General features: G+C 61.7%; 8 protein-coding genes and 1 pseudogene. 3 read left to right on the top strand and 6 right to left on the bottom strand.

Translation table 11 applies throughout. The features are described from left to right. Window positions 1-163: 163 nt before the first annotated feature. The 3 genes and pseudogenes from NMA58_RS26840 to NMA58_RS26830 all read left to right on the top strand — a co-directional run bounded on the left by NMA58_RS26840 (window position 164) and on the right by NMA58_RS26830 (window position 2,253). Window positions 164-522, top strand: a pseudogene (locus tag NMA58_RS26840) (hypothetical protein). 70 nt (window positions 523-592) lie between these two features. Further along, entirely contained in the window at window positions 593-1,483 is an 891-nt protein-coding gene (locus NMA58_RS26835) for an MBL fold metallo-hydrolase (RefSeq protein ID WP_221138260.1), read from the top strand. Further along, window positions 1,480-2,253 carry a phosphotransferase enzyme family protein gene (locus NMA58_RS26830; protein WP_434713889.1) on the top strand — a complete coding sequence of 258 codons (774 nt, stop codon included), beginning with the start codon at window positions 1,480-1,482 and terminating at the stop codon, window positions 2,251-2,253. Before NMA58_RS26835 ends, NMA58_RS26830 begins: the two co-directional genes overlap by 4 nt. Here the strand turns inward: NMA58_RS26830 and NMA58_RS26825 are convergent, their stop codons facing one another. The 6 genes from NMA58_RS26825 to NMA58_RS26800 all read right to left on the bottom strand — a co-directional run bounded on the left by NMA58_RS26825 (window position 2,254) and on the right by NMA58_RS26800 (window position 11,599). After that, window positions 2,254-3,297 carry a magnesium and cobalt transport protein CorA gene (locus tag NMA58_RS26825; protein ID WP_430957377.1) on the bottom strand — a complete coding sequence of 348 codons (1,044 nt, stop codon included), beginning with the start codon at window positions 3,295-3,297 and terminating at the stop codon, window positions 2,254-2,256. 149 nt (window positions 3,298-3,446) lie between these two features. Then, window positions 3,447-4,898, bottom strand: coding sequence for an NCS1 family nucleobase:cation symporter-1 (locus tag NMA58_RS26820; RefSeq protein ID WP_434713888.1), 1,452 nt, complete (start codon window positions 4,896-4,898; stop codon window positions 3,447-3,449). Between the two features lie 141 nt (window positions 4,899-5,039). Then, on the bottom strand, window positions 5,040-6,191 hold the full coding sequence (locus NMA58_RS26815) for an alpha/beta hydrolase (protein ID WP_434713887.1): 1,152 nt from the start codon (window positions 6,189-6,191) through the stop codon (window positions 5,040-5,042). 184 nt (window positions 6,192-6,375) lie between these two features. After that, window positions 6,376-9,447 carry an efflux RND transporter permease subunit gene (locus tag NMA58_RS26810; protein ID WP_434713886.1) on the bottom strand — a complete coding sequence of 1,024 codons (3,072 nt, stop codon included), beginning with the start codon at window positions 9,445-9,447 and terminating at the stop codon, window positions 6,376-6,378. Then, on the bottom strand, window positions 9,444-10,529 hold the full coding sequence (locus tag NMA58_RS26805) for an efflux RND transporter periplasmic adaptor subunit (RefSeq protein WP_434713885.1): 1,086 nt from the start codon (window positions 10,527-10,529) through the stop codon (window positions 9,444-9,446). The genes NMA58_RS26810 and NMA58_RS26805 overlap by 4 nt, the downstream gene beginning before the upstream one ends. Then, window positions 10,526-11,599, bottom strand: a complete 1,074-nt coding sequence (locus tag NMA58_RS26800; RefSeq protein WP_434713884.1) for an efflux RND transporter periplasmic adaptor subunit — start codon at window positions 11,597-11,599, stop codon at window positions 10,526-10,528. Before NMA58_RS26800 ends, NMA58_RS26805 begins: the two co-directional genes overlap by 4 nt. Between the last annotated feature and the right edge of the window lie 61 nt (window positions 11,600-11,660).

The following is an 11,660-nucleotide window of genomic DNA, read 5'->3' as shown; positions in this document are numbered from 1 at the left end:
TGCATGGGGCATGCGGGACGGGAGACGACATCATCAGCCAGGTCGTCGCGCTCAACGAGAGAAGGAAGTCTTGGGATTTGCCGGTAGAGATATTGCCGCCATGCGCTAAAAGATCCTCTGACTGTTTCCGATCCAGAAATCATCGAGCGGTTAGAGCCCATCAATGCTTCGATCAATAGTCGTCATTACCGCCCTCACGGCTTGCATACCCTTCCTCGCCTCCTGGAGCATCGAGACCGACCACTCGACACCTGATAAGCACGGCCTGTTCGAAATCCGCGAGGAGGCAGGCGTTTCATCACGCAGGAGAACGCCAAGGGTCACGAGCGCTGGGACGTGCTGGAACCGAACGCGAAGGTGCTGGTTCCCCGATGCGTCGTTCCGCTCCAGGCGCAATGGACGCCGAAGAGCCTCGGCCGCTCGAAGCCCAGTGTGATGGTGACCTGCGCGACCGTGCCGAACGCCGTGATGGAACGGTGGGATGTGCCAGTGCCGGTGGAGCGGACATCGGGGAGCCCTTAGAGGGCGAGCATTCAGACGAGATTTGAGGTAGTAGACAATATCACTGCGATTGCAACGAAGGCGGGCAGACGTGAACCAAGCGGTAGAATTGTGCTCCTATCCCGGACTTGACGAGCGCATCATAATCCTCCGGGCGGGAGACGAGGTCGATGCCGTGTTTGTGCGGACCGAGAGGTTCAATGTCCTGATCGATACGCTCGGCACGCCCGAGCTGTGCCGGATGGCGCTGGATCTGCTTGGCGACAGAGGCGAGGATCGCCCGCTGATCGTCGTCAATTCGCATATGGATTGGGACCATTTCTGGGGAAACTCTGCGGTTTCAGGGCGTGCTCCGATCATTGCGCATGCCGCAGCTCTCGACCGTCTGCGTGATGCTTCCACGCAGCAGATCCTGAAGGACAAGGCGAGCCAGGAAACGCGGTTTGCAAATGTCGAGCTCATCGGCCCGGATATCACCTTCTCCGGCTCGATGGTCCTGCACGGCGGCGATCTGACGCTGGAACTCATTCATACGCCGGGACACACGCCTGACCATATCGCCGTCTGGATTCCGGAACTCCGCATCTGCCTGGCCGTCGACGCGGTGGAATATCCCATTCCCGAAGTCTGGAGCAGGAGTGCCGATGATCTTCGCCAGATCCGTTCCTCGCTCAGACGGATCCGTGACCTTGATGCGAAACTGGTCATTCCCGCGCACGGCAGGTCATCTTCACCTTCGGTAGTGGATGAGAACCTTGCTTATTTCGAAGCCCTGGCTGTTCGCATCGGCGGCCTGAGTGAAAGCCAGCTGGCTGACCCTGAACTCGGCAGTACAAGTGGTTTCCGTCTTGACGACTTCGTCGCCATTCCCGACGGGATGCCTTTGGATACGGCGGCGTTCTACCGGAACTGCCATGAGACGAATCTTGCCGCTACGGTTCAGGCCCACATCGAAAAACTGAAATCTGGAGGCCATGCGTGAAATTATTGGAGGGCGGGCGAACCGGACAGATCTGGCGCGACGGGGATACCGTCATCAGACCGTCCGGCGCATGGACGCCGACCACGCACCGGTTCTTGCGCCATCTCGGAAGCAAAGGCTTTTCGGCGGCTCCGCAGCCCATTCAAATTACCGCCGACGATCAGGAAGTCGTCAGCTACGTCGCAGGGCGCGTCTGTGAAGACCTCAGTGATCCCCTTGTCGGATCGGAGCGCATGCTGATGTCAGCAGCGAGACTTCTGCGCGATTTTCATACTGCATCTCAAGGCTTTCTGGAATTGGATGACGATGCTCAGATATGGATGCTGCCGCCGCAGGAGCCACGTGAGATCGTCTGTCACGGAGACTATGCGCCCTATAATGTGGCGACCGTCAATGAGGAGGCTGTCGGGATCATCGATTTCGACACTGCCCATCCCGCCCCGCCCCTTTGGGATCTCGCCTATGCGGTCTATCGCTGGGCGCCCCTCTCCGATCCTGCCAACCCCTCGGTGGGATTCGGTCTGGACGACCAGCTGCGGCGGGCGAAAATCTTCTGCAACGCCTATGGCGCGACGACGGAAGAACGGCATGGGCTTCCCGAGATGATCTGCAGGCGGCTTCAAGCCCTCGTCGAGTTCATGCTGGCAAGTGCCGCCGCCGGAGACGAGACCTTTGCGGAAGACGTCGATGCAGGAGACGCCAGGCGTTATCTGAACGACATCGGCTATATCGGCATGCACCGAAATCGGCTGTTGAAAGCGCTGTCCTGACTAAAGCCATTTTCGCCGGCGGAAGAAGCCGAAAAGGCTGAGGCACAGGACAGCGATGACGCCCAATACGACGAAATAGCCATACTGGAATTTCAATTCCGGCATATCGCTGAAATTCATGCCGTAGATGCCGGCGATCGCGGTGGGAACGGCGAGGATCGCCGCCCAGGCGGCGAGCTTGCGGGCGATCGCCGTCTGTTCCGTCTGGCCGATCATGACGCTGGCTTCGAAGGCGAAGGCGAGCACCTCGCGCAATGCATCGATATCTTCCTGAACCCGGCGCACGTGATCGGTGACATCGCGAAACAGCGATTGCAGCGTCGGATCCATGCCGGGAAGATCGATATGCTCGTATCGTCGGCAGACGTCGACGAGCGGCACCACGGCGTTGCGCAGCCGCAGAAGCTTGCGCCGCAGCATGTAAAGCCGCTCGATGTCGGATTTTCCCAGCTGTTCGCGCAGCACGAGATCCTCAAGCATCTCGACCTCTTCCTGCACCACCTCGATGACAGGCATGTAGTTGTCGACGATGAAATCGAGGATGGAATAGAGGATGTAGTTCTCGCCGTGGGCAAGGGCGGCGGGCGTCGCCTCGCACCGCTGCCTGACCGCAAGATAAGACGAGGATTCGCCGTGACGAACGGACACGACGTAACCGCGGCCGACGAAGAGATGCGTTTCGCCGAAGATGATTTCGCCATCCTTCATATGGGCGGTGCGGGCGACGATGAACATCGCCTCGCCGTAAATTTCCAGCTTCGGGCGCTGGTGGGGCTGCGCCGCGTCCTCGATCGCTAGCGGATGCAGATTGAACTCGGCCTGGATCTGGTGCAGCAGCACTTCATCCGGCTCGTGCAGGCCGATCCAGACGATGGCATTCTCCCGGCTTCGCCACTCGCCGGCTTCCTCTATCCTGATGTCGCGAATACGCTGCCCATGCTCGTAGACGGCCGCGGCCACGACGCCGCGCCGCTCATAAGGAGGCGACGCCGACCCGCTGCCGACCCGCGCGGAAACACTGTCCAGATCCTTCAGCCGCTCCAAATCCTGCCGTCCTCCCCGTCCCGCGGATCACGTATCCGCAACAAACGCCGGTCAGGCGTTGCGCCGATCATAATGCCATTTCGCAAAACATGCATCCGCTTCTGACAGAACATGAAGGCGCCCGGCGACGGCCAGGCGCCTTTGTTTCGTCATGAGGCGAAGGCCGGATTGCGCCGAGCGCCCATTCTCAGCACGAAATAGATCGCCCCGCCGATGGCGACGCCGAAGAACCAGCCGTAGGTGCCCCACCAATCCGGCAGGATGGAGGTGAAGGTCGGCAGGATCGACGAGAACAGCGCCCCCACCGCAAATGCGATGAAGGCATTGCCGTGCCATCCATTCTGGAACCGGAATTCGCCATTCTCCCGGTAGAGCGCCTCGACGTTCAACTGGCTCTTCCGGATGAGATAATAGTCGACCATCATGATGCCGAAGATCGGCCCCATCGTCGAACCGATGAAGTTGACGAAATGCGCAGCACCCGTCTCCCAGGGAGCAAACGGATAGAGCACGAGGGCGATCAAAGCGGCGATATATCCGCCGCGCTTGAAGTTGATCTGGCGCGGGAAGACATTGGCGAAATCGAAGGCCGGCGAGACGAAGTTTGCCACGACGTTGATGCCGAGCGTTGCAACCGCGAATGTCAGCGCCGCAAGCAGCGCCAGGAACCAGCTGTCGAATTTCGCCGAGATCATTTCCGGATGCAGCAGGACTTCACCGTATACGGTGAAGGCGGCCGTGGTCGTGACACCTGCGACGAGGCAGAATGCCAGGAGGTTGATCGGCAGACCCCAGAGATTGCCCTTCCGCAGCGCCTTTTCGCTCGTCGCGTAACGCGAGAAATCGCAGAAGTTCAGATAGAGCGCGGCGAAATAGGTGATCCAGGTGGCCGCCACGGCGGCAAGTGCCGCAATCGAGCCTGGCTCGGCCGGCACGCCCGCGTCCTTGGTCTTTTCGATCAGCACGTCACGCGGGATTTCTGAACCGAAGGAGAAGGTGCCTGACTTGACGACCAGATAGACGGCGAGGATCAGCATCATGATCCAGACGGCAGGACCCGCCCAATCCTGGAACTTGCGGACGGTTTCCATGCCGCGCTGAATGATCAGCAGCTGCAGCGCCCAGACGATGATGTAGCAGATGAGTTCGAGGGTCGAATGTCCGAGCATGTGGCTGTTCTGATGGAAGGCGAGCAGGCTGTCGTTGCGGATCAACAAGGCAACGATCGCACCGGATGCGGCGGCGGTCTGCGCGCCGTACCAGAAGCAGGCGACCACCGCCCGGACGAGCGCCGGAACATTGGCGCCGAACGTGCCGAAGGAGGCGCGCGCCAGAACCGGAAAGGGTACGCCGGTGCGCACGCCGGCATTGCCGACAAGGCTCATCAGGAAGAAGATGACGAGAGAGCCGATGCCAATGGCGATGACGAAGTTCACGAAGCTGCCGCAGAGCAAGAACAAGCTTGCCGCCAGATAGTAGCCCCAAAGACTATGGACGTCCGACGTCCAGACGTTGAAGATGCTGAATGCGCCCCACTTACGCTGCTCCGCGGGCGCAAGATCCTCGTTGTACAACGAGGGAGACGGATTTTGAATGCTCATAATGCCCTCCCATGTCCCCAGTGGCCGACTCGGCCACGATGAAAGTCTGCGCTTCATTTAGGCATCTGACAATTTAATAGTCACATTGTACACAATCCTGATGATCAGGATGTACAGGCTCCCGACTTGGAGCAAACCGCTCTATTGCGAGCGAACGACACGTCCTGCCAGGCGAAACGGGCTTGCGACTGCAGCGCCTGCGGCATCGAAGACGAAGGCGCCGACATCGCCGGCGGTCGACCGCCTGCCGCTCTCGAAGGAAGCAAGCTGGGCGCCGAACTTCGCGAGCGATGCGTAGCGGTCGTGGCCCAACCCGTCGGAGGTCTTGATCGAGGTAATGTCGATGACCCGGAGCCTCGCCTGGAAGGCCGCCTCCTGGATGACGGGATCGTCGATATCGAGGCGGCCAACGCGCGCCCGTTCGCCGGCGATGAAGCTTGAGGCCACAAGCGCCCGGTCGTCCTTGGAAACCAGAAGGGAGATCGGGTTCGGCATTGGACCGATGTCCTTCAGCTGCGACCGGAAGACATCGACGTCGATGTCTGGAGCGGCGAGCACCACCGCCAGCTTGCCGATCACGGCGTCGCGATGCTGCAGCTTGAGCTCTCGCACCGTTTCCATCACTAGGAACCCCCCCATGCTGTGCCCGAACAGGATGACGCGCTTCACCTTGCCCGATGCCGAGAGAGATGTAACGAGAGAATCGAGTTCGCTGCGCGAGGAAAGCGCAGCGTCGCGGTCGGAGACATATCCGGCGACGGATGCCGCCGAAGGCCAGGAAAACAGAATCAGAGCGCCCGGGATCTTCGCGTCGGCGGCAATCTGCGCGGTGCGGTAAAGTGCCTCCTGATAACTGTAGTTGTAGCCGTGGACGAAGATGCCGACGGTGCCGTCGGGCTGCACGGAGGCGAGCGCCTGCTGCACGAAAGCATCGCTCGGCAGCTGGCTGCGCTTGACGACGGCAAATTGCCGCACCGGATCCAGCTTTGCCTTGGGATAGGTGATCGCGGTATCCTTTCTCCCGGGAGGAACCGAGAACGCGTATTGCTCATAGGTCAGCTTCTCGGCCCATGTGCTGTCGAACCCGCCCCGCACGCGATCGGGGGTTCTGTTAGTCGCGACGAGCACGCTCACCCTGTCCGGCGCCGTTTCCGAACGGGCCGGCTCGCTCAGATGAACAGGCGTCAAGACCTCAGGCGATGGCCGCGTGGCGCAGCCGGCGAGCGTCGCCAGGCCGATGGTGACGATGATCGCGAGCATTGGCTTTGGCAGGCCTCGGAAATGTCGCTGCATTATCGATCCGTTTCCCTCAGCCAGACGCTCTCCGGCGTGTGGTTCTGACCACGACATCATTCGCCATGCCGTTCCCGCTCCGGTGTGGGACGGCATCGACTGCGCCATCCCACCGATTTCGTCGCGGCCCGTGTTGCAGCGGCCGCCGCGGCGGCCGTAGGCGATGGCCGGCGAAGCCCGGTCTTCATGCCTCAGCCAAGGCTTCGGCCCGAACACTTTCATCCCTGGGGATCCTGAACCACGCGACATAGAGTGCCGGCAGGAACAGCAGGGTGAGCGCGGTGCCGATGACGATGCCGCCCATCATGGCGTAGGCCATCGGCCCCCAGAAGATCTCGCGCGAGATCGGGATCAGCGCGAGGGTTGCCGCCGCCGCCGTCAGCATGATCGGCCGCATGCGGTGCTCGGTCGCCTCGATGACCGCCTGCCATGGCGCCACGCCTTCGGCGCGCAGATGCTCGATCTGCACCACCAGGATGACCGAGTTGCGGATCAGGATGCCGATCAGCGCCAGCACGCCGAGGATGGCGACGAAGCCCATTGGAGCATTGCTCAGCAGAAGCGCCGCCACCACGCCGATCAGGGCCGTGGGCGCCACCGCAAAGACCAGGAAGAGGCGGCTGAAGCTCTGCAGCTGGATCATCAGGATCGTCGCCATCGTAAACAGCATCAGCGGAGCCACCGCCGCAATCGGCCCTTGCGCCTCGGCACTGGATTCGACGGCGCCGCCGATTTCCAGCTTGTATCCGACAGGAAGGTTCTTCTGGAATTCCTCCACCTTCGGCTTCAGCTGATCGACAATCGTAGCAGGCTGTGTCGAACCGATGACGGCCGCCTTGAGCGTGATGGTGGGCTGCCTGTCGCGACGCCAGATCGTTGGCTGCTCAAGTTCGAAGCGGAAATTCGCCACGGCCGAGAGCGGCACGACCTTGCCGTTGGAGGTCGAGAGCTGCAGATTCTCAAGCGTCTGGACGGAATCGCGCTCGGACGCCCTGGCCCGGCCGATGACATTGACCAGGTAGATGTCGTCGCGGATCTGCGTCGCGGTCGAACCTTCGACAATGCCGTTGAGGGCGGTCGCGATGTCCTCGGAAGAGACGCCGAGCTGGCGCGCCTTGTCCTGCAGCACATCGACCTTCACAACGCGGGAAGGCTCGTTCCAGTCCAGCACCATGTTCGACAGCAGCGGATGGGTACCGACAACGCCGGCAAATTGCTGGGAAATATCGCGGACCATTTGGATATCCGGGCCGCTGATCCGGTACTGGACCGGCTTGCCCACTGGTGGGCCGATATCGAGAAGCTTCACGAAGGCGTCGGTGCCGGGGAAGGTCTTCGTCAGATAATCCTGCAGCTCCGCCCGCACCTTGTCGCGCACGTCGAGACCTTTGGTGACGATGATGGTCTGTCCGAAGGTGACATCGGGCGTCTGCACGTCAAAGGACAGGATGAAGCGCGGCGCGCCCTGGCCGACATAAGTCGTCCAGTGATCGATATCCTTGTTGTCGGCCAGCATCTCCTTTTCGAACTTGCCCATCTGCCTGTTAGTCTCGGCGATCGAGCTGTTGTGCGGCAGGTTCCAGTCGATCACGAGCTCGGTTCTGTCGGAGTTCGGGAAGAACTGCTGCTGCACCAGGCCCATGCCGCCGACCGAAAGGGCGAAGACGCCGACCGTCAGCACGATGGTGAGCCAGCGCCAGCGCATAGCGAGCGTCAGCAACCAGGAGAAGACGGCGGCGAAACGCCCCTTCTTCTCATGATGCGACTTCATCGTCTTTGGCAGGATCGTGACCCCGAGAAGCGGCGTGAACAGCACGGCGACGATCCAGGAGACCACGAGCGAAACCGCGATGACGACGAAAAGCGTGAAGGTGAATTCGCCGGCCGCACTGCTGTTGAGCCCGACCGGGATGAAGCCGGCGACGGTCACCAGCGTTCCCGTCAGCATCGGAAAGGCCGTCGACGTATAGACGTGGGTGGCGGCCTTCCTGAGATCATCGCCCGCTTCCAGGCGAGCCACCATCATCTCGACGGCGATCATGGCATCGTCGACGAGCAGCCCGAGCGCGATGATGAGTGCGCCGAGCGAGATGCGCTGAAGCGAAATGCCGGAATATTCCATCACCACGAAGGTGATGGCGAGCACGAGTGGAATGGAGATCGCTACCACCATGCCGGCGCGCAGGCCGAGGCTGATGAAGCTGATGACGAGCACGATGACGATCGCTTCGAAGAGCGCCCTGGTAAAACCGGAGACTGCTTCATCGACGACGTGCGGCTGATCGGAGACACGGTTTACATCCACGCCGATCGGAAGATCGGCGACGACCTGTTTCATCCGCGCGTCGAGCGCCTCGCCGAATTCCAAAAGGTTGGCGCCCTGCTTCATGCCGATGGCTAGCCCGATCGCCGGCTCGCCGTTGAAGCGGAACAAAGCCGAGGGTGGATCGACATAACCACGCTTGATGGTGGCGACATCGGTCAGCGGGAAGAAGCGGTCGTTGATGCGAAGATTGATCGACCTGAGACTCTCCTCGGAGGTGAACTGCCCGCTCACCCGCAATGCGATGCGCTCCGGCCCAGCATCGACGAACCCGGATTGCGTGACGGCATTCTGGGCCTGCAACGTCTGGATGACCGACTGCTGGTCAATACCGAGTGCTGCGATTTGGCGCGTGGAGAATTCCAGATAGATCGCCTCGTCCTGGGCGCCGATCACGTCGACCTTTCCGACATTCGGCACCGTCAGGACTTCGGAGCGGGCATTTTCCACGAGATCGCGAAGCTGGCGCTGGGTCAGCCCGTCGCTGGTGAAGGCATAGATATTGCCGAATACGTCGCCGAAGCGGTCGTTGAAGAAGGGACCGACGACCCCGCTCGGGAAATCCCCCTTGATGTCGGCGATCATGTTGCGGATGCGCAGCCAGGTCGGCGCGACGTCCCTAGCCTTGGTCGTCGGCAGCAGCTCGACGAAAACGGTCGTCTGGCCGGCGACGGTCTGGCTCTTGGTGTAGTCGAGCGATTCCAGTTCCTGGAGTTTCTTCTCGATCCTGTCGGTCACCTGCCGCGTCACTTCCTCGGCGGAAGCACCGGGCCACTGGGCGGTGATCACCATTGTCTTGATGGTGAAGTTCGGGTCTTCCTCGCGGCCGAGGTTCAAATAGGAGAAGGCGCCTGCGAGAATGAAGACGATCATGAAGTACCAGACGAGCGAACGGTGCTCGAGCGCCCAGTCGGAAAGATTGAAGGACTTCACTGGCTGATCTCCTGGTCGATCCTGATGGCCTGGCCATCCTCAAGTTTATGCACGCCCGCCACAACCACCCGCTCTCCGGGAGCGAGCCCTTCGGTGACGCGGACGGTGCCGCCGTCGACGACGTCGCCGTCGACCTTGACATGGCGGCGAGAGACCTTCTTGGCCGCTACGTCGACGATCCAGACGCTGGCGCCGTCGGGGCCGGCAAGGATCGCCGAGGAAGGCAGCACGATCTCGGGGTCGGCGGCGATGGTTGCGGAGGCTGTGATGACCGCGCCGAGCCTGAAGGCTTCAGGCGGATCGGCAAGTGCGATCTTGGTCCTGCTCGTGCGGGTGGCGGTTTCCGCCTCCGGCGCGATTTCGCGCACGACGCCCGTCGTGCGGATCGAAGGCTCGAGCTGCAGCGTCACGTCGAAGGGCGCGCCGATCTTCAGTTTCTGGGCAGCGGCCTGAGGCACGTCGACTACCGCATCACGCTTGTCCGGCCGGGCTATCGTGACGACGGTCTGGCCGGCCGACACGACCTGGCCGACCTCGGCCGATGTCGCCGTGACGACCCCATCAAACTCCGCCTGAAGCTGCGCATAGCCGAGCTGCTCCTTGGCCTTGTCGAGATTGGCCTGCGCCTTGGCGACGGCGGCCGCGGCCGTCCGTCTCGCCTGCTCGGCTTCTTCGAGCGAGGCCTCCGTGCCGGAGCGCGATTCCACCAGCGCGCGCTGGCGCTGCTCCGTCGTCACTGCGTTTCGAAGCTGGGCGTCGCTGTTCTCGACGTCGGACTGGGCGCTGCGCACGGCAAGCTCCAGCGCCAGCGGATCGATGGCAGCAACCACGTCACCCTTCTTGACGACATCGCCGACATTGACATTGCGGGCGATCATCCGCCCGAGGATCCGGAAGCCGAGTTCGGTCTCGATCGTCGGCTCAATCGTGCCGGTCAGGCTGAGGCTTGTGGCGGGCGTCTGCCTGACCGTCATCGACAGCACGGGACGGGGCGCTTCCGCCGTGCTTTCCTCCTTCTTGGTGCAGGAGGAGATTAGGGCCGTACCCATCATCAGTACGATTATCTTCGGACGAATACTCACTTGGATGCTTCCTTGACATAGGACACGATTTCACCGGGCCTGAGGAATTTGGTCCCGTCGGTCACCACGACATCTCCCGCCGACACACCCGACTTGACGACGAAGCTGCCGGTCTCGTAGCTGGCGACATCGATCGCTCTCATCGAAACCGCTGAGGATGCAGGATCGACCATCCAGACGGCTGGCTTGCCATCCTTGGAGGTCATTGCCGACCAGGGCAGCTGGATGACGTCCTGGGGGACATAACTGAATTTCCCGACGACGGGAGCGCCGAGCGGAATGGGAGCATCGCTCGTAATGGCGACTTTGACCCTGATGGTGCCGGTGGAAGAATCGATCGTCGGCGAAATCTCGCGGACCTTCGCCGTGATCTTCTGCAAGGGGTTCGACAGCAGGTTCACAGTGCCGTCGCCTTCGATCGGACGCAGGAACGCACTCTCGACGACTTCGAAGACGGCGTCCCGGTCGCCGTCATGGGCAAGGGTGAAGACAACCTGCGCGGCCTGCGCCACCTGGCCAACCTCGGCATTGCGGGCGGTGATCACGCCATCGGCATCGGCTTTCAGCTCCGTATAGGACAGGGTGTCCTGCGCGGTCTCGAAGAGCGCCTGCGCCGACTTCGTCGAGGCCTGCGCCGTCAGAAGCGCCTCCTGCGCCTGGTCGAGTGCGGCCCGCGTCGTCACCTGCGTTCGAAACAGGCTCTGCTGACGGTCGAAGGCGAGCTGTGCCTGGGTCTGCTGGGCTTCAGCCGACTGAAGATTGGCCGCCGCCACATCGAGATCGGCCTTCTGCTCTTCCGGATCGATGCGCGCCAGTACCTGCCCCGCCTTTACTGACTGACCAACTTCCACCAGCCGTTCAATGATCTTGCCGCTGACCCGGAAGGACAGATCGGTCTGGACCCGGGCGCGCACCTCTCCCGTCAGCGCACCGCCATCACTCAGCGGCTCAGACCTCGCGACGACGACGCCGACCTGGCGCGCGGCAGGTTCGCTCGGCCCGCCAGGCTCGCTGCAGGAGACGAGACCGATCGTGCATACGATCGCTGTGGCGATCAGAATGGTTCTCATAGTTGACCTCTTGCTCTCAACGGCAGCTGCTATATAATTGACTGACGGATTAGTCAATGAA

It is taken from the genome of Rhizobium sp. YTUHZ045 (assembly GCF_051124255.1).
Classification (GTDB): domain Bacteria; phylum Pseudomonadota; class Alphaproteobacteria; order Rhizobiales; family Rhizobiaceae; genus Rhizobium.
Note: the sequence above shows the minus strand (reverse complement) of the source record. Positions and strands in the feature narration are given on the sequence as shown.